The sequence below is a fragment of the Luteibacter sp. PvP120 genome, assembly GCF_054055715.1.
Genome location: NZ_JBSRXP010000005.1, coordinates 73,790 through 99,005 on the forward strand (window position 1 = coordinate 73,790; position 25,216 = coordinate 99,005).

Below are 25,216 nucleotides of genomic sequence, written 5' to 3' on the forward strand. Positions count from 1 at the left end.
ATTGGCGCGCGTCAAGCTTTCGACGCGCCACGGCGAACCGCCCGAACGCCCGTGCCGCGTCGCAGGGCGGTTTCCGCTAGCCGCATCGCCTGACCCCGGCTGGCACGTCGTTTGCAATAAACCCCTCGGGCCCATCGGGCAACGATTCCACCGCATTCGCACCACAGAGGTTTTTCAGGCATGGCCGACGTAGAACAGGACGCCCCCGAGGGCACCCCGAAGAAAAAGAAGGGCAAGGGCAAGTTGCTGGTCATTGCCGCGATCGTCGTGCTGGCGGCCGGTGGTGCCGGCGGCTGGTTCATGATGAAGGGCGGCCACGGCAAGCCCGGCGCCGCGGCGGCCGCGGAAGCGGCCAAGGCCAAGCCGGCCGTGTACCTGCAGATGGATCCGGCCTTCGTGGTCAACTTCCAGGACGAGAACGCGCTGCGCTTCCTGCAGATCGGCGTCAACGTCATGTCCCACGATCCGGAAGCGATCGCTGCCGCGAAGGAAGCCGATCCGGAGATCCGTAACGCGCTGCTGATGCTGTTCTCGGCGCAGGACGTCAAGAGCCTTTCCGACGTGAAGGGCAAGCAGAAGCTGCAGGCGGCCGCACTGGCCGAAATCCAGCGCGTGCTGAAGGAAAAGATCGGCCGTCCGGGTGTGGATGCCGTCTACTTCACCAGCTTCATCATGCAGTGACGGGAAGCCAACGGCGATGAGCGACATTCTCACCCAGGAAGAAATCGACGCGCTGCTGGCCGGTGTGGAAGGCGGGGCCGTCGATACCGAGGTCGAGCTTCCGCCGCCCGGTGGTATCCACGATTACGATTTCACCCAGCAGGACCGCATCGTCCGCGGTCGCCTGCCCACGCTGGAAATGGTCAACGATCGCTTCGCCCGTTATTTCCGCGCCAACCTGTTCAACGTGCTGCGCAAGTCGTGCGAAGTCTCGGTGCTGGGCGTGAAGATGACCAAGTTCAACGAGTACGTGCATTCGCTGGCGGTGCCCAGCAACCTCAACCTCATCCGTATCAAGCCCCTGCGCGGCACCGCCCTGATGGTGTTCGAGCCGCGCATGGTCTTCACCGTGATTGACAACTTCTTCGGCGGGGACGGCCGCTACCACGCGCGCATCGAGGGTCGCGACTTCACGCCCACCGAGAACCGCGTGATCCAGATCGTGCTGGCCGAGGCCTTCACGGCCATGGCGGAAGCCTGGGCACCCGTGCTGAAGATGCAGTTCGAGTTCCTCAACTCCGAGATCAACCCGCAGTTCGCCAATATCGTCAGCCCCACCGAGACGGTGGTGGTGTCGCGCTTCCATATCGAACTGGATGGCGGTGGCGGCGAAGTGCACCTGACCTTGCCCTACTCGATGGTCGAGCCGATCCGCGAGCTGCTGGATGCAGGCGTGCAGAGCGACCGGGCGGAGCGCGACGAGCGCTGGATCCAGAACCTGCATGAGGAAATCCTCGACGCCGAGGTGGAGATCACCTCCATGCTGGCCGAGGCACGCCTCACCATCGGCGACTTCCTGCACCTGCGCAAGGGCGACATCATTCCGATCTCGCTGCCCGAAACGGCCACCGTGTTCGCCGAGGACGTGCCGATCTTCCGCGGCCGCATGGCCAACTCCGGGGGTAACAAGGCGGTGCAGTTCGAGTCGCTGATGCGCAAGCGCGGCGAGGGCAGGGCGATGCCCGTCACTACCACCGAGCCGATGCCCGTACTGGCGTGATACGCCGTCAATGGACCGGCATGGTGTCTTAGTGCCGTCGAGCGTCAGGTTTCCGGCGAGCGTCACTTTCCGGTCGTGGTCCACGACCGGCGAGGGATGGGCAAGGCACTGAGTGCACACGGGAAATTCACGCTTTCTTTCCCTTTTACGGCATGGCACGGCGTTTGCTTTCTACGTTCCGTATCCCGGTAAATCACTTCTGGAACGGACATGAACGAACCCACCCCGCACGACCCCATCGAAGGCGCCTCGGACGCCTCCCTCGCCCGCACCATGGGACTGGGCAACGAGGTGAATCTCGACGTCATCCTCGACGTGCCGGTGACCATGGCCATGGAAGTGGGCCGCACCAAGATCAGCATCCGCAACCTGCTCCAGCTCAACCAGGGCTCGGTGGTGGAACTGGACCGCGCCGCGGGCGAGCCGCTGGACGTGTTCGTCAACGGCACTCTGGTCGCCCACGGCGAAGTGGTCGTCATCAACGAAAAATTCGGCATCCGGCTGACCGACGTGATCAGCCCGGCCGAGCGCGTCCGCAAACTGCGGTGACCGCCATGCGCCGCATCTTCGTCGCCTTCGCGGGTGGCTTCCTTCCCTGCGCCCTGATGGCAGCCCCGGTCGCTCCCGCGCCGGTGGATACGGGCGCCGACGTGATCCGCGTCCTCGTCAGCCTGCTCGGCGTCGTGGCGCTCATTTTCTTCGTCGGCTGGATGGCCCGTCGTGCCCAGGCGCGCGTGAGCCCGGGCGGCCGGAAGATCCGCGTCATCGAATCGATGCCGGTGGGCATCAAGGAAAAGGTCATGCTGATCGAAGTGGGCGGCACACAGCTGCTGGTCGGGGCCTCGCCCACCGGCGGCCTGCGCACGCTGCACGTGCTGGCCACCCCGGTGCAGGACGATCCGGGCGCCGCCACGCCGCCGGCGCTGCGCGGCTTCCGCGACGTGCTTGCCCAGTGGAAACGGCCATGACCGCCCGCCGCTGTCACCCGCTGCTGCGCTGGAGCGCTTTCGTGCTGCTCCTGCTGCTGCCCCTGGCCGCGTTCGCCGCGGACCCGCCGCCCGGCATCCAGCTGCTGAACGTGCAGCCGGGCGCCAACGGTGGCCAGACCTGGTCGCTGTCGATCCAGATGCTGGCGTTGATGACCGCGCTGACCGCGCTGCCGGCGCTGTTGCTGATGATGACCTCGTTTACCCGGATCATCATCGTGCTGGGCTTCCTGCGCCAGGCGCTGGGCACCAACAGTACGCCGCCCAACCAGGTGATCCTGGGGCTGTCGCTGTTCCTGACGCTGTTCGTGATGTCGCCGGTGATCAACAAGGCCTATGACAGCGGCATCAAGCCCTACATGGACGGCCAGATGAGCGTGCAGGACGCCCTGCCGCTGGCCGGTGCGCCGTTCCGCCACTTCATGCTGGAGCAGACCCGCGAGCCCGACCTGCAGCTCTTCACCCGCCTGGCCGGCGAGCAGCCCTATGCCGACAAGGACGCCGTGCCCTACCGCGTCGCGCTGCCCGCGTTCGTCACCAGTGAGCTGAAGACTGCCTTCCAGATGGGCTTCCTGCTGTTCATCCCGTTCCTCATCATCGACCTGGTGGTGGCCTCGGTGCTGATGTCCATGGGCATGATGATGGTGTCGCCGATGATCATCTCGCTACCGTTCAAGATCATGCTGTTCGTGCTGGTCGACGGGTGGACCCTGTTGCTGGGGACCCTGGCGGGGAGCTTCTACCAGTGACACCGGAATCCGTCATCGCCTTCGGCCAGCAGGCGCTGCACATCGCCATGCTGATCGGCGCGCCGCTGTTGCTCACCGCGCTGGCGGTGGGCTTGCTGGTGGGCATGATCCAGGCCGCGACGCAGATCAACGAACAGACCCTCAGCTTCATCCCGAAGCTGATCTGCATGGCGCTGGTGATGATCGTCACCGGCCCGTGGATGCTGCGCACGCTGGTGCAGTTCACCCGTACCCTGATCGAAAGCCTGCCCCAGGCGGTGCGTTGATGCCGATCGACCTCAGCCAGCTGGAAGGATGGGTGGGTGGCGCCCTCTGGGCGCTGGCGCGTATCTCCGGCCTCATGCTCCTGGCGCCCGTGCTGGGCTCCAACATGATCCCGATGCGTATCCGGATCGGCCTGACCATCCTGCTGACCGTGACGCTGGCGCCCCTGGCGCCGCTGGATATCCGCCCGCTGTCGGCCGCCGGCGTCGCCGTGCTGGCCCAGCAGGTGCTTATCGGCGCCGCCCTGGGCTTCATCCTCAAGCTGGTGTTCGAGGCGGTGGCTTTCGGCGGCCAGTTCGTCTCGCAGGCCATGAGCCTGGGCTTCGCCGAAACCGTGAATCCGGGCGTGGGCGGCACCACGCCGGTGATCAGCCAGTTCTACACCATGCTGGTGACCCTGCTGTTCCTGGTGATGAACGGCCACCTGCAGCTGATCTCGCTGCTGGCCGACAGCTTCCGCACGCTGCCCGTGGGCACGCAGGGGATCGGTGCGGAAGGCCTGTGGGGGGTGCTGACCTTCGCCACGCACCTGTTTGCGGGTGCGGTGCGGGTGGCCCTGCCGGCGCTCACCGCGGTGCTGGTGGTCAACCTCGGCTTCGGCGCGATCAGCCGCTCGGCCCCGTCGATGAACCTGTTCGCCGTCGGCTTTCCCATCACCATCTGCCTGGGCGTGCTGGCCGTGTGGCTGTCGCTGCGGGCGCTGCCCGGCGCGTTCGAGTCCCTGCAGGTCACCGCCTGGACCGCCATGCGCCAGTTGATCGGGAGGTAGCCGGCCATGAGCGAGGGCGCCGACAACGAGGACAAAACCGAATCACCCAGTGACAAACGACTGCGCGAAGCGCGCGAAAAGGGCGACCTGCCGCGCTCGCGCGACCTGTCCACCGCCATCGTGGTGCTGGCGGGCGTGTCCACGCTGATCGCCTCGCGCGAACAGATGGCCGTGCACGCGGCCAACATCATGCATGTCGGCCTGCGCTACGGGCGCGACGACCTGTTCGCCGCCAACGGCCTGTACCACGCGCTGATGACCGCGGTGATGGAAGGCTTCTGGATGCTGGCGCCCGTGTTCATCGCCACGATGATCGCCGCGATCGCCGCGCCCACGGTGATGGGCGGGCTCAATTTCTCCTTCGAGGCGCTGGTGCCCAAGTTCGACCGCATGGACCCGATCAAGGGCTTCGGCCGGCTGGTGTCCATGAACGGCCTGGTGGAGCTGGGCAAGTCGCTGCTGAAGCTGGCCCTGATCGGCGGCACGCTGGTCTGGTTCCTCAATCGCAGCACCCGCGAGATGTACGCGGGCGGTACGGGACCCGTCGCCGAGGGCATCGCGCATGCCTTCGGCCTGTTCGGCCATGCGTCGCTGGTGTTCGCCGTGGCGCTGGGCGCGGTGGCCCTGGTCGACGCGCCCTGGCAGAAGTACAGCTTCACCAAGAAGATGAAGATGACCAAGCAGGAGGTGAAGGACGAGCACAAGGAAAGCGAGGGCAGTCCCGAGCTGAAGTCAAAAGTCCGGCAGATGCAGCAGCAGATGTCCCGCCGCCGGATGATGGAAGACGTGCCCACGGCCGACGTCATCGTGACCAACCCGACCCACTTCGCCGTGGCCCTCAAATACGACGAGAACCGCATGGGAGCGCCCCGCGTGGTCGCCAAGGGCGTCGACCTGATCGCCCAGCAGATCCGCGACGTGGCGGGCGGGGCGAAGGTTCCTGTCGTCGAGGCACCGCCGTTGGCACGAGCCTTGTATGCCACCACGGACATCGGGCGCGAAATCCCCTCGGCGCTGTATGTCGCCGTGGCCCAGATCCTGGCCTACGTGTTCCGGCTCAAGCAGGCGATCGCCATGGGCGACCTCCCGCCCGAGCTGCCCACGCAGGACATCGATCCGGACCTGCTCGGCCCCTACCGCATGGATAACTGACGAATGGCTGCTTCCTCCAACCTGATGGGCACCTTCCGGCAGATCGGCCGCCGCGGCGTCGCGGCGCCGGTCGCCATGCTGATCATGCTCGGCATGATGATGCTGCCGCTGCCGCCCTTCATGCTGGACCTGCTGTTCACCTTCAACATCGCGTTGTCGCTGGTGATCCTGCTGGCCACGATGTACGTCATGCGCCCGTTGGAGCTGGCCTCGTTCCCCACGGTGGTGCTGTTCGCCACCTTGCTGCGCCTGGCGCTCAACATCGCCTCCACCCGCGTGGTGCTGCTGCACGGCCATAATGGCCCCGGTGCGGCGGGCAAGGTGATCGAGGCCTTCGCCGAATTCGTCATCGGCGGGAACTTCGCCGTCGGTTTCGTCGTCTTCGCCATCCTCACCATCATCAACTTCGTGGTGGTGACCAAGGGCGCCACGCGCGTGTCCGAAGTCACCGCGCGCTTCACCCTCGACGCCATGCCCGGCAAGCAGATGGCGATCGACGCCGACCTCAACGCCGGCCTGCTGACGCAGGAACAGGCCCGCGAGCGTCGCCAGGAAGTGCGCGAGGAAGCGGATTTCTACGGCTCCATGGACGGCGCGTCCAAGTTCGTGCGTGGCGACGCGACGGCGGGCATGCTGATCCTGGCCATCAACATGCTGGGCGGTTTCTTCATCGGCATGTTCCAGCACGGCCTGTCGGCCGCCGAGGCGGCGCGCACCTACACGCTGCTCACCATCGGTGACGGCCTGGTCGCCCAGGTGCCGGGCCTGATGCTGTCGATCGCCACGGCGGTGATCGTCACCCGCGTGTCCAAGTCCCAGGAAATGGGCAAGCACGTGATGGGCCAGCTGTTCGGCCAGCCCAAGGCGCTGGGCGTGGCGGCCGCGGTGCTGGGCACCATGGGCCTGATCCCCGGCATGCCGAACATTCCCTTCCTGCTGCTGGCGGCCGGCGCGGGGTTTGGCGCCTGGAAGCTGCAGCAGCGCAAGGACCTGGCCGGTGCTGCCGGCACGGCCGGCGCCGCGGGCGCTCCGGGTACCGACCTGGCGCTGGAGTCGACGCCGCCGGCCGAGCGCCTGGAGCTGTCCTGGGAAGACGTGGCCCAGGTGGACACCATCGGCCTGGAAGTGGGTTACCGGCTCATTCCGCTGGTGGACAAGGCCCAGGGCGGCGAACTGATGGCGCGGATCAAATCGGTGCGCCGCAAGCTGTCGCAGGAACTCGGGTTCCTGGTGCCCTCGGTGCACATCCGCGACAACCTCGACCTGGCCCCACACGGCTACCGCATCTCGCTGATGGGCGTGCCGATGGGCGAGGCCGAGATCCATACCGAGCGCATGCTGGCGATCGATCCGGGCCGCGTGCACGGCACCATCAACGGCATCGCCACCCGCGACCCGGCATTTGGCCTGGACGCGGTATGGATCGAACCGGGCATGCGCGAACACGCGCAGACGCTGGGCTACACCGTGGTCGATCCGGCCACCGTGATTGCCACGCACCTCTCGCACATCCTGCAGAACCACGCCCACGAACTGATCGGCCACCAGGACGTGCAGCAGTTGCTCGACCGCCTGGCCCAGCAGACGCCCAAGCTGGTGGAAGACCTGGTGCCCAAGCGCCTGTCGCTGGGCGCGGTGGTCAAGGTGCTGCAAAACCTGCTGGCCGAGCGCGTGCCCATCCGCAACTTCCGCGGCATCGTGGAATCGCTGGCCGAGCATGCCGGCCAGAGCCAGGACCCCGGCGTGCTTGCCGCGGCCGTGCGCGTCACCCTGGGCCGTCAGATCGTGCAGGAAATCGCCGGCCTGGGTTCCGAGGTTCCCGTCATTACTTTGGCGCCGGAACTGGAGCAGATCCTGCTGCAGTCCCTGCAGGGTGGCGGCCCCACCGGCGCCGCCGTGGAGCCGGGCCTGGCCGATCGCCTGCAGCAGAGCGTGGCCGATGCCGCGCGTCGGCAGGAAGCGGCGGGCGAACCGGCGGTATTGCTCGTTTCCCCGGCCTTGCGTCCATGGCTTTCGCGCTTTACCCGTCATGTGGCCCAAAACCTGCATGTACTTGCCTACAACGAGGTCCCGGACAACCGGCGCGTCAAGCTGGTGACGGCCCTCGGCAGGTAAGACTTGGACGGACACAGGATCGAACGCATGAAAATCAAACGCTTCGTAGCTCCCGACATGCGCCAGGCCATGCGCCAGGTGCGCGACGAGCAGGGTCCGGACGCCGTGATCCTGTCGACGCGTCGCCTCGACGACGGCATCGAGATCATCGCCGCGCTGGACTACGACGAAGCGCTGGTGCGTGAAGCGGGCTTCGGTGGCGAAACGCCGGCGGCGCGCGAGACGGCACGCGAGGAAACCCCGGTGCGGGCGCGTCGCGAGCACGACTTCGCCGCCCGCATCGATCAGGCCAAGGCGGCCACCGCCGCCGCCGTCGAGCGCGTCGTGCGCGGCGGTCCGGCACCGGCCTCCACGATGGCGCCGCAGGGCTTGCATCCGAATGCGCCGCAGCGCCAGTCCAGCGCCGCGCTGGCCGCCAGCGTCGCCGACGTGGTGCGCGCCGCCACGACCGGTCCGCACGCCGCGAACAACGACGCCGCCGTCAACGGCGTGCGCGCCGAGATCAACAACCTGCGCGAGATGCTGGAAGTGCAGCTGTCGACGCTGGCCTGGAACCAGATGGACCGCGAGCAGCCGCTGCGTGCCCGCGTGCTGCGCGAGATGACCCGTCTTGGTATCGACGGCGACGTGGCCCGCGCGCTGTGTGCCGAACTGCCGCCGGGCATGACCCCGGAGCAGGCCCGTTACCTGCCGCTGGGCATCCTCTCGCGCAACATCCGCACCAGCGGGCGCAACGCCGACACGGCCGGCAGCGCAGTCACCGCGCTGGTCGGCACCACCGGCGTGGGCAAGACCACCACCATCGCCAAGCTGGCCGCCCGTGCGGTGCTGCGTCACGGCGCATCCAACGTCGCCCTGATCAGCGCCGACCAGTACCGCATCGGTGCCGGCGCGCAGCTTGAACATTACGGCCGCCTGCTGGGCGTGCGTGTCTACAACGCCCACGACGCGCAGAGCCTGCGCAACGTGCTGCTGCAGTTGCGCGGCAAGCACACGGTGCTGATCGACACCGCCGGCCTGGCCGGCAATGACCCCAAGCTGCAGCAGCAGTTCGAAACGCTGCGCGCGATGACCGAAGTACGCGTGTGCCTGGTGCTCGCGGCGAACGCCCAGGCGCAGGCGATCGACAACGCCGTGCGCGCCTACGCGCCGCTGTCCCCGCAGGCCGCGATCCTGACCAAGCTCGACGAGGCGCCGCTGATCGGTGGCGCCCTCTCGGCCGTCATCCGGCACGGCATGCCGCTGGACTACACCACCGACGGCCAGCGCGTGCCGGAAGACATCGCCTCGGCGGACGCGCGCAAGCTCGTCTGCCTTGCGGCCCAACTGGTCAGGCAGCGCAACGACGAACCGGACGACGCGATCCTCGCCGACCGTTTCGGCTTCGCCGCCACGCCCGCCCTCGCCTGACCCCGGAACTGAAGTAACGTGACTACGGCATCCGCATCCGCACACCCTTTCACGGCAGTGAATTCCTTCATGAGCACACACGTCGATTCCACCCAGGCCGCCGGACTCAACTGGCTTGCCGACCGTCGCCCGACCCGCAGCATCGCGATCGCGGGCGGCAAGGGCGGCGTGGGCAAGACCACGGTGGCGGTCAACCTGGGCATGGCGCTGTCCATGGGCGGGCGCGACGTGGTCCTGCTGGACGCGGACCTGGCCATGGCCAACATCGACGTGCTCCTCGGCCTGCAGCCCACGCGCCACCTGGGTCACATGCTCGAGGGCGAGTGCCGCATCGAGGACCTGATCCTCCATGCCAACCACGGCTTGAAGGTGATCCCCGCCACCTCGGGCGCGCGCCGCATGGCGCAGCTCCCGAACATCGAGCACGCCGCGGTGATCCGCGCGTTCGACGAATACCCCGTGGCCCCCGAATACCTGATCGTCGACACCGCGGCCGGCATCTCCGACAGCGTCTCGATGTTCGCCGCCGCGTCGGACGAGGTGGTGGTGGTGGTCTGCGACGAGCCGGCCTCGCTGACCGACGCCTACGCGCTGATCAAGGTGATGAGCCGCGAATTCGACGTCAACCGCTTCCGCATCGTGGCCAACATGGTCCGCCACGCCCAGGAAGGCCGCCAGCTGTTCGAGAAGCTGGCCCGCGTGACCAATCGCTTCCTGGACGTGTCCCTGGACTTCATGGGCATGGTGCCGCACGACGAGTACCTGCGACAGGCCATCCGCCGCCAGTCGGCCGTGGTCGACGCCTGGCCGAGCAGCCGTTCGGCCGTGGGATTCAAGAATCTTGCCCGGTCGGTCGATACATGGGGTGAACCCGAACCCCGGGTGCAGGGCCGCATCGGCTTTTTCGCCGAACGGAACCACATGGGGGGAGGGCTGCCACTGTGAGTGTTGCAAGCGAATACCTTGAAGTAACAAAGGTTTCGGCCGACCAGCTGGTCAGGACGCATGCCCCGCTGGTGCGCCGGATCGCCTATCACCTGATGGGTCGCCTGCCGCCGAGCGTGGATGCGAACGACCTGATGCAGGCCGGGATGATCGGGCTACTGGAGGCGGCAAGGAATTACTCGCCGACTCGCGCGGCCAGCTTCGAGACCTATGCGGGAATCCGCATTCGTGGCGCCATGCTGGACGAACTGCGCAAGACGGACTGGACCCCGCGCTCCGTCCATCGGAAGCTGCGCGAGGTGGCGGAGGTAACGAGACAGATCGAGAACGAGACGGGTGGCGACGCCGAAGACGCGGAAGTGATGAAGCGGCTGGGCATCGACGCCATGGAGTACAACCAGATCCTGGCCGACGCGGCGAGCGCGCGGTTGCTCAGCCTGACGGCGCCGGAAGGCGACGAAGGCGCGGCGATCGACGTGGCGGACCCGGACGCCGCGGGTCCGGAAGGCAACTTCGAGAAGAACGGCCTGCGCGACGCGCTGGCCCATTCGATCGACGGTTTGCCGGAACGCGAGAAGCTGGTCATGTCCCTGTACTACGATGAAGAGCTCAACCTGAAGGAAATCGGTGCGGTGCTGGGTGTGAGCGAGTCGCGGGTGTGCCAGATCCATGGCCAGGCCCTGATTCGCCTCCGCGCACGCATGTCGGGTTGGAAAGACAAGCAGTGACGGCATCGCGGTGCCGTCGCCGGTAAAGAAAAAAGCGTACGAGGCGGAGAGCAGTTTTGGACAAGAACATGAAGATCCTCGTGGTGGACGATTTTTCCACCATGCGGCGCATCGTCAGGAACCTCCTGGTCGAGTTGGGTTTCACCAACACGCTCATCCAGGAGGCCGAAGACGGCAACGCGGCGCTCGCGCTGCTGCGCGCGCAGCCCATCGACCTGGTCGTCACCGACTGGAACATGCCCAACATGACGGGCATCGACCTGCTTCGCGCCATTCGCGCGGATGCGGCGTTGAAGTCCATGCCCGTGTTGATGGTCACCGCGGAAAACAACCGCGACCAGATCATCGCCGCCGCGCAGAGCGGCGTGAACGGTTACGTGGTCAAGCCCTTCACGGCGGTGACGCTGAAGGAAAAGCTCGACAAGATATTCGAACGACTTGCCGCGGCAGCGGGCTGAGGGAATGACGATGAACACGATGCTTTCCCCCGGCCAGGACGTGGCCCCCCAGTTGCGTGAACTGCTCGATGCCGACGACTCGGCGGCGTTCGAGAAAGCGCTCGACGACCTGATCCGCAGCCGCGAGCAGCACCTGTTCCTGGCGCTGGGCCACCTCGCGCGCGACCTGCACGAATCCGCGCGTCGCCTGGCCTCCGACATCTCCACCGATGGCGTGCCGGGCAACATGAGCGATGCGCGCAAGCATCTGCGTGATGTGCTGGAAATGAGCTCCACGGCGGCCCATCGCACGCTGGACTTCAGCGAGAAGCTGCGTCCGCAGGCTCAGGCGCTGGCCAAGCAGGCCGATGAGATTCTGGTGCTGGATCACGCCGATCCGGCGTTCGGCACCCACGCCACGGCACTGGCCGTGCGTGTCGGCGACTTCGCGCAAAGCTGCGACATCGGGCTGGGCGAGATGGTCGAGGCGCAGTCCTGGCAGGATCTTTCCGGTCAGCGCGTGGCCCAGGTCGAGGCCTTCATGGCCAAGGTCGAATCCTCGCTCGTCGAGCTGGTCCGACTCACCGGTTCGCTCGCGGGCGGTAATGCGCCGGCCGCCGAGAAGGTCAGCCAGGACGAAGTGGACCGGCTCCTCAGCGAATTCGGTTTCTGAGTACCCTATGAGCGTGGAGCTGGACAACGAGCTGCTCAATGTCTTCCTGATCGAAGCGCGCGAATTGCTCGAGAGCCTGGGCGAACAGCTCGTGGATCTCGAAGCCTCTCCGCACGACGTGGAGCTGCTTAACGCGGTGTTCCGTGCCTTCCACACGGTGAAAGGCGGGGCGGGCTTCCTTGGCCTCAACGCCATGGTCGAGCTGTGCCATCGTGGCGAGGATCTGCTCAACGAGGCCCGCAACGGGGTGATCGTGCTGCACGCCGCCTATATGGACGCGCTGCTCGAATCGCTCGACCTGCTCAACGACATGATGCGTGCCGCCGACGGCGGCGTGCCGATCGAGCCCGCACCGCGTTCGCTGCTCGATCGCCTGCTGATCCCCGGTCGCGCCGTGTCCGCGCCGCCGGTGGCGCTTGCCGTGCCGATCTCGGCGGCCGCCACGTCGACGGCGACCGCGGCAGCCCCCGGCCCGCAGAAGCCGTACGACCCGATCGAGGACGAGTTCGAGGCGATGCTCGACGCCGCCCGCACCGATCGCACGCCGGCGGCACCGTCGGGCACGATCAACGACGACGAATTCGAAGCCCTGCTCGACTCGCTCTACGGCACCGGTGCGCCCGGCGCCGAGGGTGCGTCCGCTCCGCCGCCGCCCGCCCCGGTCGTTGCCGTGGCCCCGGCGCCCGTGGCGAACAACGACGCCATCAGCGACGACGAGTTCGAGGCGCTGCTGGATTCCCTGCACGGTGCGGCCGCACCGGGCGCGATCGTGCCGCCGACGGCTCCCGTCGCCGTTGCGGTTCCCTCCGTTGCGGTGCCGGTTGCCGCTGCGCCTGCCGCAGCTTCACCCGTCGCGTCTGCCCCGGCTCCTGCCCCGGCCGCCAGCGCGGAGAAGCGCGCTTCTTCCACCGCCGACACTACCGTGCGTGTGGACACCCACCGCCTGGACAGCCTGGTCGACGCGGCGGGCGAACTGGTGCTGGTGCGCAACCGCCTCACCAGCCTGGCGCCGCGCGGCGGCAACGATCCGATGGAGCGCGCCATCGGCGAGCTGGAGCGCGTCGCCGAAGACCTGCAGAACGCCGTGCTGCGCATGCGCATGCAACCGGTCGGCAAGCTGTTTTCCCGTTTTCCGCGCATCGTTCGCGACCTTGCCCGCCAGCTCGGCAAGGAAATCGAGCTGGTCACGGAAGGCGAGGACACCGACATCGACCGCACCGTGGTCGAGGCCCTGGCCGATCCCCTGGTCCACCTGCTGCGCAATGCGGTGGACCACGGCGTGGAGATGCCCGATGCGCGTGCGGCCGAAGGCAAGCCGCGCCTGGGCACCGTGCGCCTGGCGGCCGGCCAGTATGGCGACCGCATCGTCATTACCGTCACCGACGACGGCAAGGGCATGGATCCCGAAGTGCTCCGGCGCAAGGCGGTCGAGAAGGGCCTGATGGATGCCGAGCAGGCCGCACGCCTGGACGAGCGCGAGTGCTACGAGATCGTTTTCCGGCCCGGTTTCTCCACGGCCAGCCAGGTATCGGACATCTCCGGCCGCGGCGTCGGCATGGACGTGGTCAAGACCAAGATCGTCGAACTGGGCGGCACGCTGTCCATCGATTCGCGCGTGGGCCACGGCAGCACCGTGCGCCTCTCCGTGCCGCTCACGCTGGCGATCATGCGTGTACTGATGGTGCGCGTGGGGCATCGGTTGCTGTCGCTGCCGCTGTCCAACGTCAGCGAGGTATTCGAGCTGGTGCCCGGGCAGATCCAGGAACTGGACGGCCGCATCGTCGCGGCACACCGCCAGCGCGCGCTGCCGCTGGCCGACCTCGGCCACTGGGCCGGCACCGGCGGCAAGGGCGGCCACGTGGTCGTCGTGCAGATCGGTCACCAGACCCTGGGTTGCCTGGTCGACGAAGTGCTCGGCCGCGAGGACGTCATGGCCAAGCCGCTCGGCCCGTTCCTCAAGGACGTACCCGGCGTGGCGGGTGCCACCATCACGGGCGACGGGCGGATTTCGCTGGTACTCGACCTGTCCGGCCTGGCCGACGACAGCGGGCAGGTCTTGCCGTCGCTGCGCATGGCGGTCTGATGGATATCGTCAGCGTCGTCGGCACGATCCTGGCCTTCGTGGTCATCATCGTGGGGACCATCCTCAAGGGCTCCAGCCTCGACGCCCTGTGGAACCCGGCGGCCTTCGTCATCGTCTTCCTCGGCACGCTGGCCGCGCTGCTGGTGCAGACACCGGGGCCCGTGCTCAAGCGTGCCTGGAGCATGCTGCCCTGGGTCTACCGTCCGCCCGACATCGAGTCGGAGGACCTCGTCGGCCGCATCGTCGGTTGGAGCGAGATATCCCGGCGCACCGGCCTGCTCGGGCTGGAACCCTCGATCGAGCGCGAGTCGGACCCCTTCATCCGTAAGGGGCTTCAGCTGCTGGTGGACGGCACCGAGCCCGACGCCATGCGTTCGGTCCTGGAAGTGGAAGTGCTCGCGCGCGAGCACAACGACATCGAGGCAGCCAAGGTCTACGAGAACGCCGGCGCCTATTCCCCGACGATGGGCATCATCGGCGCCGTCATGGGCCTGATGTCGGTCATGCAGAATCTGGCCGACCCCAGCAAGCTCGGGCACGGCATCGCCGCGGCCTTCGTTGCCACCATCTACGGCATCGGGCTGGCCAACCTGCTGGCCCTGCCGATGGCCTCGCGACTGAAGGGCCTGGCGCGTCGCCGTTCGCAGATGCGCGAGATCCTCGTCGAAGGCCTGGTCTCGATCGCCCAGGGTGACAACCCGCGGCACATCGAGAGCAAGTTGCAGGGGTTCCTGACGTGAAGCGTCGCCACCACGAAGAGCACATCAATCACGAGCGCTGGGCTATCCCCTACGGCGATCTGATCACGTTGCTGCTCGCCCTGTTCGTGGTGATGTACGCCGTGTCGGCGGTCAACGAGACCAAGTTCAAGGTGATGGCCCAGTCCATCAACGAGGCTTTCAACGGTACCGGCAAGGTGATCGAGCCGATCCGCGAGGCCACGCCGGCGCAGGTGCCGCTGCCCAACCAGTCACGCGCGCCGGCCGCCGCGCCCATCGCGCGCATCGACGTGCCCGTGCCGCCGCGAAACCTGCCGTTGCCGGGCCACGAAGGTGCTGCCGCGCAGCGCCAGGACGGCACGAAGGCCAACATCGCCCCGGCAGCCTCCGTCGCCTCCGTGGCCTCCGTCGCGGTGCCGGCTGCGGCCGACACGGCCAGCGTCGGCAAGACGAACGACGCCAGCCTCAGTCAGATATCCGACGAGGTGAAGCGGGCCATGAAGCCCCTGATCGACAAGAGCCTGGTCAATGTGCGGCAGACGCCGGACTGGCTCGAGATCGAGGTCAAGACGGACATGCTCTTTCCCGTGGGCGTGGCGAAGCTGCAACCGCCCGCCGACGAAGTCCTGCGCAAGCTGGCCGGCATCCTCGCGCCGTTTCCCAATGCCATGCGCATCGAGGGCTACACCGACAACACCCCCATCGCCACGCCCACGTTCCCGTCCAACTGGGAACTGTCGGCGGCGCGCGCCGCCACCGTGGCGCGGCTGTTGACCACCATGGGTGTCGATCCGCATCGCGTGGGCATCATCGGCTGGGGCGAGTTCCGTCCCATCGTGGCCAACGACACCGACGACGGCCGCAACCGCAACCGGCGCGTGCTGATCGTGGTGATGAGCGACAAGGCCGCGCCCGCCCGTTTCTACAGCGATACCGCGCACCTGGCCCCGAGCGAGGCCAATCGCTGATGCAGACCTGGGCGATCGCCAACCAGAAGGGCGGGGTGGGCAAGACCACCACGACGGTGGCGCTGGGCAGCCTGCTGGCGGCGGCTGGCGAGCGCACCTTGTTGATCGACATGGACCCGCACGCCTCGCTCTCCGGCTACATCGGGGTCGAAGGTGGCACGCATGGCAGCGTCTACGACCTGTTCGGCACCAGCGGCAACGCCATCCCCCTGCCGGTGCGCACGCTGGTGCATGCCACCCAGTGGCATCGACTGAGCGTACTGCCGGCCTCGGCCGCCATGATCACGCTGGATCGCCAGCTGGGCACGCGTGCCGGGCAGGGCCTGGTGTTGTCGCAGGCGCTCGCGGAACTGGCACCCGATTTCGACCATGTATTGCTCGACTGCCCGCCGACCCTGGGCGTGCTGATGGTCAACGCCCTGGCGGCGAGCGATCGCCTGGTGGTGCCTACGCAGACCGAGGCCCTGGCGCTTGCCGGCCTCGAGCGCATGCTGCGCAGCCTGTCGATGATCGAACGCTCGCGCGGCCGGCCGCTGCCGCGCACCATCGTGCCCACTCTCTACGACGCGCGCACCCACGCCTCGCGTGCCTGCCTCGCGCAGTTGCGCGAACAGTACGGCGACAGCGTGAGCGAAGCCGTGATCCCTACCGACACGCAGATTCGCGAGGCCAGCGCGGCGGGTATTCCGCTGGCGTCGTGGCCGGCCGCGAAACGCGGCGGCCTGGCGTATCGGCAGTTGCTCGACGAGTTGCGCCTGCCCGCGCGCGAGGCACCCGTCGCCACCAGCACCACCGGCGCGGCAGCGTGATGCGTGCCAAGCAGGACGCCGAACAGGTGGTGGCCGACTACCTGGCCGAACTGCTGACACCGGCCGTCGCGCCGCCGGCCGTTCCCGAAACGCGCGGCGCGGTGGTGGCCATCGAAACCTGGCGCAATGCACCCTCGCAGCCCGTCGGCCCGCGTGTGGACGCCCGCTATCTGCTGTGCATCGCGGCTGGCGTGAAGCTGGCCGTGCCGATGGCCGAGGTCAGCCACGTGCTGCCCATTCCGCCGTTGTCGCCGCCGAACACGCCCAATCCGATCTGCCTGGGCCGGTGGCGTCATCCTGGCGGTGAAGCACGGGTGGCCGATCTTGCGGCCATCCTTTCCCCGGACATGGCCGGCGCGCTGGCATCCACCCTGGTGCTGCTCGGCGAGCGCGGCTGGGCGCTGGCCTGCATCGTCGTGGACGAGCCGGTGGAACTCCATACGGACGTCATCCAATGGCGCCATGGTGCGACCACCCGGCCGTGGCTGGCCGGCATGTCGCAAGATCCCAAATGCGGCGTGGTGGATACCATCGCGCTGATCGAATGGCTGGAAAAGGAGCTGGATCCGTGACCGACTCACAAGGCAACGGCCAGGGCACCTGGCTGGGTTTCTCGCTCAAGGGCCAACGTTATGCGGTGCCCCTGGCCAGCGTGCGCGAAGTGATCCGCCCGGGCGACATCACGCCGGTGCCCGGCGGGCCGGCGGACGTGCTGGGCATCGTCAACCTGCGTGGCCAGATCGTCCCCGTGCTGGACGGCCGGCGCCGTTTCGGCCTGGACGGCCACGTGGAGCCCGGCGCGGAGGATACCCACCGCGTCATCGTGTTCGACGATAGCGGCAGCATCGTCGGCATGCTCATCGACGTGATCGGCGACATGCTGCAGTTCGATGCCGTCGACGTGGACGTGCCGCCGCCCGGCCGTGCCGACCGGCGCGACGATCCGGTCACCGGCGTCATCACCCGCGACGACGGGTTCATCGCGCTGATCGACGTGGCGCGGCTGTGCCGCAGTTGACGCGAGCGGCGTCAGCTGCGGCGTCGGTAGGCAGCGCCGCCGCGTTGCGCTAACGTGTCCGCGCTCATACCGGGAGCCTTACCGCATGAACCCCATCGTCGGATACGTCCTCGTCGGACTGGCCCTCGTCAACCTGCTGGGCCTGTTGCTGGTGTTTCGCCGGCTGGGTAGGGCGGCCATGACCCCGGCAGCGACGCCCGTGGCCGAGCCGGCGCCGCCACCCACGGCGCCCGCGGACCCCGTGATCGCCCCCGATACGCTCAATACGATGCTGCGGCGGCTGGAAAACCGCCTGGGGGATATCGAAGAGCAGGTGCGCCATGCACCCACGGTCACGCTGGCCTCCGAACCGGGCAGCACCAGCGACCGTTCGCTGGCCCTGGCCCAGCGCCTGGCGCGGCAGGGCGCCACGCCGAAGGACATTGCCGAAACCTGCGGCATCTCCCTTACCGAGGCCGAGCTGCTGCATCGCCTGCACGCGGCGCGCTGACACCCGGCAACGCGGGACGCGGCCCGGTCGGCGCGCGTCCCGACGACCAGGCCGACTATCAGGCGGTAACGTGCCCGGCCGGCGTGGCGGCGAGAATACGCACCGGTACGCCTTTCGCCGCGGGCGTCTTCGACGCCACGTCGTGGTACCACAGCGGCATCAGCGGATTCATCTCGGGGTAGTAACCGCCGACGCAACCGGACGGCAGGTTGAACGGCGTGACCGTCAGCCCGGCCACGGCGCGCGATGCCGCGTCGCCGGCATCCCCGACCAGCGATACGACCTGTCCCGCGTGCAATCCATCGCGGTCGATATCCGCGGGATTCATGAGCAACACCGCGCGTGATCCTTCCAGCCCACGCAAGCGATCGTTGTGCCCGTAGATGGTCGTGTTGAACTGGTCGTTGGAGCGCATCGTGATCAGGTGATAGCGTCCCGGCGCATCGCCGACGCCCACGGCCGACAGCACGGATGGCGTGGTGAAGCGCGCCTTGCCCGTTTCCGTTTTCCAGTCGCGCTCGCGCGCGGGGTTGCCGCGATAGAAGCCGCCAGCGTCGAACATGCGCGCGTTGTAATCCTTGAACTGTTCCGGGTACGTCTGTTCGATCAGGTCGCGGATGAGACCGTAATCTGCCGTCCATGCGTCCCACCGCCACGCGGGGTTCGAGGGCAATGTGGCCTTGGCGATGCCGGCCACGATGGCCACCTCGGAGAGCAGGTGCTCGCTGGCCGGCGTGCGCTTGCCGATGGAGCCGTGGATGTGACTGAAGCTGTCCTCCATCGATACCGACTGGCTTCCGCTGGCCTGCACGTCGTCCTCGGAGCGCGCAAGGCATGGCAACAGGTAAGACGCCTTGCCGTGGACGAGATGGCTGCGATTGAGCTTGGTCGCGATGTAGACCGTGAGCGCTTGGGCGGTCCACGCCGCCTCGACCACGTCGCGATCCGGCACGGCGCGAACGAAGTTGCCACCGAGGCTGATGAAACCGCTCACCGTGCCCGCGATGATGCCCTCGCACGCCTCGACGGTCCCCATGCCCTTGTCGCGTGGCGGTTCGAAGTCGAACTGTTTCGCCAGTACGTCCAGTGGCACCAGCTCGGGCTTCTCCGAGATGCCCACGGTGCGTTGTCCCTGCACGTTGGAATGACCACGCACGGGGCAGATGCCGGCGCCTTCGCGGCCGATGTGTCCACCCAGCAACAGGAGATTGACCAGCACGCCGATCGACTGCGAACCGTGGACATGCTGGGTCAGCCCCATGCCGTAGACGGCGATCACGCGCTTCGCCGTGGCGTAGACCTCTGCGGCCGCCTCGAGGTCATAGCGTGCCAGGCCCGATTCCCGCTCGATGTCATCCCACGCGGTGGCATGCACCTTGGCGGCGAAGTCGTCGAATTCGCTGGTGTGCTGAGCAATGAAAGCGCGATCGACGATGCCCTCGTCGCCAGCGGCACGCCGCGCCTCGTCGAGCGCGAAGACATGCTTGCACACGCCCATGAGCGCGGCGATGTCACCGCCCGGCCTTACCTGCAGGTACATGTGCGACAACTCGGTCGCATGACCGGTCAGCATCTGCAACGGGTTCTGTGGATTGACGAAACGCACCAGCCCCTGTTCGCGGACGGGGTTGAACGTCACGATCCGGCAACCGCGCTTCACCGCTTCCTGTAACGGATGCAGGAAGCGCGGGCTGTTGGTTCCCGGGTTCTGCCCGAAGTAGAAGATGGCGTCGCAGGTGTCGAAGTCTTCCAGCACGCACGTACCGACCGGCGAGCCGATGACCTGCTTCAGCGAGACCGAGGTGGTCTCGTGGCACATGTTGGAGCTGTCGGGAAGGTTGTTGTTGCCGTAGAAGCGCGCGGTCAGTCCGTACAGGTAGGACTGCTCCAGCGCCGACTTGCCCGAGGCGTAGAAGACGACGGACTTTGGGTCGAGCGTTTTCAACGTGGCGCCGATTCCTTCGAACGCTTCGTTCCACGAGCATGCGACATAGCGATCGGTGTCAGCGTCGTAACGCATCGGCTCGGTCAGGCGCCCCTGCATTTCCAGGTCGAAGTCGGCCCAGTCAAGCAGTTCGGTGACGGTGTGTTCGGCGAAGAAGGCCGGCGTGCAGCGATCGGACGTCAGCTCCCACAGCGTGGACTTGGCGCCGTTCTCGCAAAACTCGAACCGATGGGGTTTCTTCGGCTTGCCCCACGCGCATGAGGTGCACATGAAGCCGTGTGGCTTGTTCTGGTGGAGCAGGGTGTCCATCGACGCGGGCGTGGGCTTTTCGCGCAACAGCACCTGGCTCATGCCCGATACCGATCCCCAGCCGCCGGCAGCGCCTTCGTGCTGGATGCCCTGTTCTTTACCGGATGCCATCGTGGGTCTCCCATGCGGTTACCTGGTCGAGGGAATCACGTGGGCTGTGAGGGGGGTGGGAAGCTATTGGTAAGGATGTTTTGCCTCGGCGTAGGGCTCGCCTTCGGCATCGCGTTTAGCTTTCGAGCCTTGGCGCCTTGGGGCAAGAGCCGGCGGGTAGCCCCCTCGGGTCCACGCCTGCGGCGACCCGGAGGAAAGGCCGCTAGCGCGGCCGTGTATCTGGTTCGCGCACATCGTGCGCTCCTACGCGCGGCCGTTTATTGATTGCCCTACGGCCCCGGGTCGGGCTTCGAACGGGGATTTTCGATTCGCCATCCATGGCTCAGCGAAAATGGCCGGCCGTCCTGGCCGGCCCCGCGGCGCGGCCTTGTCCGTTCGAAGCCCTCGCCTGCGGCTACCGGCCCCGAGGGGGCTACCCGCCGGCTCTTCCTCAAACGGAGGTTGCGTGTTGGGTGAGCAGCGCGTGGGGTGAACGAGCAGGGGTCGTGGTACGGCTTCACCGCTTTATTGGCTGTTCGCGCACATCGTGCGCTCCTACCCCAGGGGTAGGGCAGCCCGTGGAATATCCAACGCGTGATCCGCCAGCTGGGTAGGAGCGCACGCACGTGCGCGAACCCTCGACATACCTAAGGCGACCGATGCCATGCAAACCAGGCAAGCGAGCGTTCCCAGCAACGAGGCGAAACCTGGCTCCAAGCTCTCTCCACACACAACCTCAGTGTCAGGAAGAGCCGGCGGGTGCCACCCTCGGGGCCGGTAGCCGCAGGCGAGGGCTTCGAACGGAAAAGGCCCGTCAGGGGGCCGGCCAGGACGGCCGGCCGTTTCCGCTGAGCCATGGATGGCGAATCGGAAACCCCCGTGCGAAGCCCGACCCGCCCCGTAGGGCAATCCATAAACGGCCGCGCGTAGGAGCGCACGATGTGCGCGAACCAGATACACGGCCGCGCTAGCGGCCTTTCCTCCGGGTCGCCGCAGGCGTGGCCACGAGGGTGGCACCCGCCGGCTCTTGCCCCAGCCCGCTGGCTTTTGCTCTCAGGCCCAAAGTACCAAAGCTCTAGCCCCAAACCCTCACCGCTCGAGCCGGTAATTCAAGCTAGCTCGACTGAAATCGGTAGCGTTCTGTGCCTCGAAATTCCACTTGTGGCTGAACAGGTAGCGCAGCGTGATGACCTGGCCGGGGTCGAACAGGCCGACGCCGTAGCTGAGGTAGAGGCGCGGCGACAGGTACTTGCCCACCGTGAATGCCGAGGCGCCGCCGAGGGCGTCGCTGTTGGTCACGCCGATATCGTCCACGCCGATGCGGGAGCCCACGCGCTTGGCCAGCAGGTCGCCGGCGGCGGAGCCCAGCGCCTGCGCGGCCGCGCCCACCATGTTGCCTTCGCCACCCTTCACCTGCGACAGGGGCTTGCCGGTGACGAGGTAGGAGAGCGCGTCTGACTGTTCCATCACCGGGTTGGAGAACACCGTGAGGATAGGGCGCTGTGCCGTGCCCGAGACGTAGAGGCCAACCTTCTGGCCTTCGTCGACGGTGGCGTTCGGGTTGAGGGTGCGTGCGGCACGGATGTTCAGGCCGGGGTTGTCGATGGGGGTGCTGGCAAACAACAGCTGGCCCTGCTCGATCCTCAGGTCCTGACCGTAGGCCTTGTAGGTGCCGTCCACGCCGATCTGACCCTGGCCGGTCGTCGCGCGGCCCGGGCGTTCGCGCACGTCGAGCTGCCCGGTGATGCGGCCGTCGATGCCGAAACCGACCAGGTGTACCTTCTGGCCAAGATCGACGCGGATGTCGGCGCGGATGGGCGACGCCTCGGCGGCGGCTTCGCGCTTCTTGTCGTCCACCACGACGACGTCGGAAGATGCCTTGGTCGCGCCGGCACCGGGGAGGCGTTCGACGTTGACGTCGGCCAGGTCGACATTGAGCTTGCCGCTGACGTTCATGCCCTTGGCGTCCTGCACGATGGTTAGGTCCGGTGAGAGGATCGCCTTGGCCGCCGGGATATCCACCGCGGTGAACTTCGACCCCGTCACGCCGAGCCGCATCGTGGCGCCCGTTCCCAGCAGCGCCGTGCCCTTGATACCCAGCGTGCCGTCGCCCGAGCCGACGGTGCCGTCGACCACATAGTTCTTCGCGTCGGCGGTGGTGACGCTGATGCGGCCGTTCTTCAGTTTCAGGCCGGCGCTGGGCACCTCGGCCGCGAAGCCCGACACCACGGCCTGGCCCGTGATCGACGGGTCGGCCACCGTGCCGCCCAGGTTGAAATCGGCGTCGAGGCCGCCCTTCACTTCGGCAACTTCCGTGGTGAACAGCTCGATGATGCCGAGGTCCTTCAGGTGCAGGGCGATGGTGCCGCCCAGGGCCTGTTGCGCCCCACTGAGCGAGACGTTGCCCGCGAGCGTGCCGCCGTGGTCGAGGTTGGCGTTGAGGGTGAGCCGTTGGCTGCCGGGTGACAGCTGCGCGTTGGCGGACAGGTTGTCGTAGACCACCAGCGGCTGGTCCGCACGATCTGCATAGGCCACCGTGCCGTGGGCCGAGCGCACATCGGCCTGCCCCGACAGGGCACCCGCGGCAGTGCGGCGGATGGTGCCGTCGCCTTCGATGATGCCGTCCGCGCGCATGGGGCTGTCGGAGGCCTGTGCTGCCGTCATAAGCAGCGCCAGTGGCACCTGGCGCAGGCGATAGCTGGCATCGAGGTTGCCAGCCTTGTCCTGGCGGGCGTTGATGCAGAGCAGAGGATCGCCCGCGGTAAGGCACAGGTCGCCGAGGCTGGCCGCGCCGTCCTTGTAGGCCAGCTGGCTGGGATTCTGCAGGCGCCAGCGCGGCAGGCCCTGGTAATCGAGGTCCAGCGCCGACAGGGTGCCGCTCCAGGCGCCGTCACGCAGTGCGCCCGAGAGACGCAGGCCGGCCGTGAGCGGGCGGCCGCGGGCATCGATGCTGAGCTGGTGTTTTTCCTGCGTGCCGTCGGCGTCCACGGCAAGGCGGTCGAAGGCCAGCCCACCCGCGTTGACGCCGGTACCGACGAGATCGAGTTTGCCGCCGGGTGCGCTGATATCGGGGATGTCGGCGTCGACGGTAAGCGCGTCGATCTTCTGGCCGGCGTAGACAATGGCCCCGCCACGCAGCTTCGCCGTTACCGCCAGCTTCGGCAGGTTGCCCCGCGCGGTGATGTCGCCCTGCACGCGGCCGCCGGCATCGGGCAGCCAGTCGCCCAGCGACGCGATGGCGAGTTTGAGCGTGGCATCGTTGGCGGTGTCGCCCTTGGCATCCAGGCGGATGGTGCTGCCGCCGGAGGCGAGGTCGAGCGTGCCGTTGACCACCTCATGCGGTTTCAGTGTCAGTTCGCCGTTGCCGCGCAACGGACGCTGGCGCAGCGTGCCGTCCAGCTTGCGCAGGGCCAGCGTGCCGAGGGGCTGACCGTCGACGAGGTGCCCCTCCGTGGAGAGGTCGAGGTTGAGGGCGCCGGGCCAGTCGGCCAGCAACTGGCCGGGGTCGAAACGGTTGCCCTTGACGTCGAGTTTCCACGCCAGCGCGGGTTTCAGGGTGAGCGTGCCGCTGGCGCCCAGGTTGCCGTTGGCCTGCTTCAGCTCCACCGTGTGCAGCGTGACGAGATCCGGCGTGCCGTCCACGTCCAGGGTGAACTTGCCGAGCCGTCCCGGCGGCCCGATATCGACATCGCCGGCAGCGTGGTAGGCGTCGGCGCTGCCCTTGAAGCCGAGCTGTCCCGTGCTGGCCAGGTCCTGCCCGGCGACGTTGGCCGGCACCAGTACGTCCTTCCAGCTCAGTGCCAGATCGGCCGAGACGGGCGCGGCCGCGATGTCCACCGTGCCCTTCGCCGTGAGCGAGCCCTTGACCTGCGGCGAGCCGACGGTCAGTTCGTCCAGTGTCAGGCGCTTGTAGTCGTGATCGAAGGTGGCCTTCAAGGGCGCCAGGCGCACGACGTAATCGTTGAGCGACAGGTCCCCCGTGAGGTTGGCGCCGTAGCGGTTGCCGCTGCCCTTCACGGCCAGGGCCAGCGACGTCAGGCTGGTCTCACCCAGCAGTGGCTTCGGATCGAAGGACGGCGCATCGATGGATGCCGTCCAGGGAAAATCCCCGCTCTGCTGCAGGTTGGCATCCACCTGCGCCAGCAACGGCAGGGTCAACTTGACGATGGTGTGCGCCCGGGACCCATCGCTGTGGGCTTCGATATCACCGGCGTAGTCGATGTCGCCGACTTTCCAGCGGAAACTCGCCTTGCCGTCACCGTGGTACTGCTTGCCCACCGCCAGCGTGCCGCCCAGGTCCGCCTGGCCATCGGGTGCGCGCAGTGCCAGTGTCTTGAGCGCGATGCCGTCCGCCGTCCACGAGCCGGCCAGGTCCAGCGAGTTCGACTCGAACAGCGGCTTGCCTTCCTGGGTGACCCGCACATGGCCGACCTTGACCCGGTCCAGCACGATGTCGAGCGGCGGCTTGAGCGAGAAGGGCTCGGAGGGCTGGGTGTCCGGCTGGCTGGGTCCGAGGGCGACATCGATGCCGTCCGCGGTCAGCGTGTAGATGTGGGCGCGCTTGCGCAGCAGCGCACCGAACGCGACGTCCAGGTGCGCCGTGGCGACGCGCACATCCATGCCCTTGCCGTCGCGGTAGCGCAGGCCGGTGATATCCAGCGGCCCGGCGAGGCGGCCCTCGGCCTGTTGCACCGTGAGGGCGCCATCGGTGAAACCTTGCGCGCGGGCCAGCGCAAAGCGCAGGCCGGATGCGCTGCCGACCAGCCACCAGACGCCGAGGACGACCACGAGCAATAACGTGCCCAGCGCCACGGCGATACGGACGAACCATGTCATG

At 67.5% G+C, this 25,216-nt stretch carries 23 protein-coding genes; 21 read left to right on the plus strand and 2 right to left on the minus strand.

Annotation, left to right across the window (positions count from 1 at the left end):
* Positions 1 to 180 precede the first annotated feature (180 nt).
* The 21 genes from ACVKN3_RS11615 to ACVKN3_RS11715 all read left to right on the plus strand — a co-directional run bounded on the left by ACVKN3_RS11615 (position 181) and on the right by ACVKN3_RS11715 (position 18,035).
* The gene (locus tag ACVKN3_RS11615; RefSeq protein WP_036137000.1) at positions 181 to 681 is read left to right on the plus strand and encodes a flagellar basal body-associated FliL family protein; all 501 of its coding nucleotides are present in this window, start codon (positions 181 to 183) and stop codon (positions 679 to 681) included.
* A 16-nt stretch (positions 682 to 697) separates the two neighbouring features.
* Complete coding sequence (fliM, locus tag ACVKN3_RS11620; RefSeq protein ID WP_285406157.1) at positions 698 to 1,720, plus strand: flagellar motor switch protein FliM; 1,023 nt, start codon at positions 698 to 700, stop codon at positions 1,718 to 1,720.
* Between the two features lie 273 nt (positions 1,721 to 1,993).
* The gene (gene fliN / locus ACVKN3_RS11625) at positions 1,994 to 2,269 is read left to right on the plus strand and encodes a flagellar motor switch protein FliN (protein ID WP_240003940.1); all 276 of its coding nucleotides are present in this window, start codon (positions 1,994 to 1,996) and stop codon (positions 2,267 to 2,269) included.
* A gap of 5 nt (positions 2,270 to 2,274) precedes the next feature.
* Positions 2,275 to 2,688, plus strand: coding sequence for a flagellar biosynthetic protein FliO (fliO, locus tag ACVKN3_RS11630; RefSeq protein WP_285406155.1), 414 nt, complete (start codon positions 2,275 to 2,277; stop codon positions 2,686 to 2,688).
* Positions 2,685 to 3,455, plus strand: coding sequence for a flagellar type III secretion system pore protein FliP (gene fliP, locus ACVKN3_RS11635; RefSeq protein WP_285406153.1), 771 nt, complete (start codon positions 2,685 to 2,687; stop codon positions 3,453 to 3,455). The genes fliO and fliP overlap by 4 nt, the downstream gene beginning before the upstream one ends.
* The gene (gene fliQ, locus ACVKN3_RS11640; protein ID WP_036136992.1) at positions 3,452 to 3,721 is read left to right on the plus strand and encodes a flagellar biosynthesis protein FliQ; all 270 of its coding nucleotides are present in this window, start codon (positions 3,452 to 3,454) and stop codon (positions 3,719 to 3,721) included. The genes fliP and fliQ overlap by 4 nt, the downstream gene beginning before the upstream one ends.
* The gene (gene fliR / locus ACVKN3_RS11645) at positions 3,721 to 4,488 is read left to right on the plus strand and encodes a flagellar biosynthetic protein FliR (RefSeq protein ID WP_354517230.1); all 768 of its coding nucleotides are present in this window, start codon (positions 3,721 to 3,723) and stop codon (positions 4,486 to 4,488) included. Before fliQ ends, fliR begins: the two co-directional genes overlap by 1 nt.
* A 6-nt stretch (positions 4,489 to 4,494) precedes the next feature.
* On the plus strand, positions 4,495 to 5,640 hold the full coding sequence (gene flhB / locus ACVKN3_RS11650; RefSeq protein ID WP_285406149.1) for a flagellar biosynthesis protein FlhB: 1,146 nt from the start codon (positions 4,495 to 4,497) through the stop codon (positions 5,638 to 5,640).
* Between the two features lie 3 nt (positions 5,641 to 5,643).
* Complete coding sequence (gene flhA / locus ACVKN3_RS11655; protein WP_285406147.1) at positions 5,644 to 7,755, plus strand: flagellar biosynthesis protein FlhA; 2,112 nt, start codon at positions 5,644 to 5,646, stop codon at positions 7,753 to 7,755.
* A gap of 27 nt (positions 7,756 to 7,782) precedes the next feature.
* Positions 7,783 to 9,165 (plus strand): flagellar biosynthesis protein FlhF, encoded by a 1,383-nt coding sequence (flhF, locus tag ACVKN3_RS11660; protein ID WP_354517227.1) that lies wholly within the window; start codon positions 7,783 to 7,785, stop codon positions 9,163 to 9,165.
* 69 nt (positions 9,166 to 9,234) lie between these two features.
* Complete coding sequence (locus tag ACVKN3_RS11665) at positions 9,235 to 10,110, plus strand: P-loop NTPase (RefSeq protein ID WP_036136977.1); 876 nt, start codon at positions 9,235 to 9,237, stop codon at positions 10,108 to 10,110.
* Positions 10,107 to 10,838, plus strand: coding sequence for an RNA polymerase sigma factor FliA (locus ACVKN3_RS11670; RefSeq protein ID WP_036136975.1), 732 nt, complete (start codon positions 10,107 to 10,109; stop codon positions 10,836 to 10,838). The genes ACVKN3_RS11665 and ACVKN3_RS11670 overlap by 4 nt, the downstream gene beginning before the upstream one ends.
* A gap of 56 nt (positions 10,839 to 10,894) precedes the next feature.
* The gene (gene cheY, locus ACVKN3_RS11675) at positions 10,895 to 11,296 is read left to right on the plus strand and encodes a chemotaxis response regulator CheY (protein WP_036136973.1); all 402 of its coding nucleotides are present in this window, start codon (positions 10,895 to 10,897) and stop codon (positions 11,294 to 11,296) included.
* A 10-nt stretch (positions 11,297 to 11,306) separates the two neighbouring features.
* Complete coding sequence (locus tag ACVKN3_RS11680; protein WP_285406140.1) at positions 11,307 to 11,948, plus strand: protein phosphatase CheZ; 642 nt, start codon at positions 11,307 to 11,309, stop codon at positions 11,946 to 11,948.
* A gap of 7 nt (positions 11,949 to 11,955) precedes the next feature.
* A complete protein-coding gene (locus ACVKN3_RS11685) occupies positions 11,956 to 14,031 on the plus strand; it encodes a chemotaxis protein CheA (RefSeq protein ID WP_285406138.1) in 2,076 nt (691 codons plus the stop codon).
* Positions 14,031 to 14,771 (plus strand): flagellar motor protein, encoded by a 741-nt coding sequence (locus tag ACVKN3_RS11690; RefSeq protein WP_285406136.1) that lies wholly within the window; start codon positions 14,031 to 14,033, stop codon positions 14,769 to 14,771. The genes ACVKN3_RS11685 and ACVKN3_RS11690 overlap by 1 nt, the downstream gene beginning before the upstream one ends.
* Positions 14,768 to 15,718, plus strand: a complete 951-nt coding sequence (gene motD, locus ACVKN3_RS11695; RefSeq protein ID WP_354517223.1) for a flagellar motor protein MotD — start codon at positions 14,768 to 14,770, stop codon at positions 15,716 to 15,718. Before ACVKN3_RS11690 ends, motD begins: the two co-directional genes overlap by 4 nt.
* Positions 15,718 to 16,527, plus strand: a complete 810-nt coding sequence (locus tag ACVKN3_RS11700) for a ParA family protein (protein WP_285406130.1) — start codon at positions 15,718 to 15,720, stop codon at positions 16,525 to 16,527. The genes motD and ACVKN3_RS11700 overlap by 1 nt, the downstream gene beginning before the upstream one ends.
* A complete protein-coding gene (locus ACVKN3_RS11705) occupies positions 16,527 to 17,099 on the plus strand; it encodes a chemotaxis protein CheW (RefSeq protein WP_285406127.1) in 573 nt (190 codons plus the stop codon). Before ACVKN3_RS11700 ends, ACVKN3_RS11705 begins: the two co-directional genes overlap by 1 nt.
* The gene (locus ACVKN3_RS11710) at positions 17,096 to 17,545 is read left to right on the plus strand and encodes a chemotaxis protein CheW (protein ID WP_285406125.1); all 450 of its coding nucleotides are present in this window, start codon (positions 17,096 to 17,098) and stop codon (positions 17,543 to 17,545) included. The genes ACVKN3_RS11705 and ACVKN3_RS11710 overlap by 4 nt, the downstream gene beginning before the upstream one ends.
* 85 nt (positions 17,546 to 17,630) lie before the next feature.
* Positions 17,631 to 18,035, plus strand: a complete 405-nt coding sequence (locus ACVKN3_RS11715) for a DUF2802 domain-containing protein (protein ID WP_354517220.1) — start codon at positions 17,631 to 17,633, stop codon at positions 18,033 to 18,035.
* Between the two features lie 58 nt (positions 18,036 to 18,093).
* On the opposite strand, the gene ACVKN3_RS11720 is transcribed toward ACVKN3_RS11715, so the two are convergent.
* Complete coding sequence (locus tag ACVKN3_RS11720) at positions 18,094 to 20,400, minus strand: FdhF/YdeP family oxidoreductase (protein ID WP_354517218.1); 2,307 nt, start codon at positions 20,398 to 20,400, stop codon at positions 18,094 to 18,096.
* Between the two features lie 1,068 nt (positions 20,401 to 21,468).
* Positions 21,469 to 25,215, minus strand: a complete 3,747-nt coding sequence (locus ACVKN3_RS11725) for a translocation/assembly module TamB domain-containing protein (protein WP_354515516.1) — start codon at positions 25,213 to 25,215, stop codon at positions 21,469 to 21,471.
* Position 25,216 lies beyond the last annotated feature (1 nt).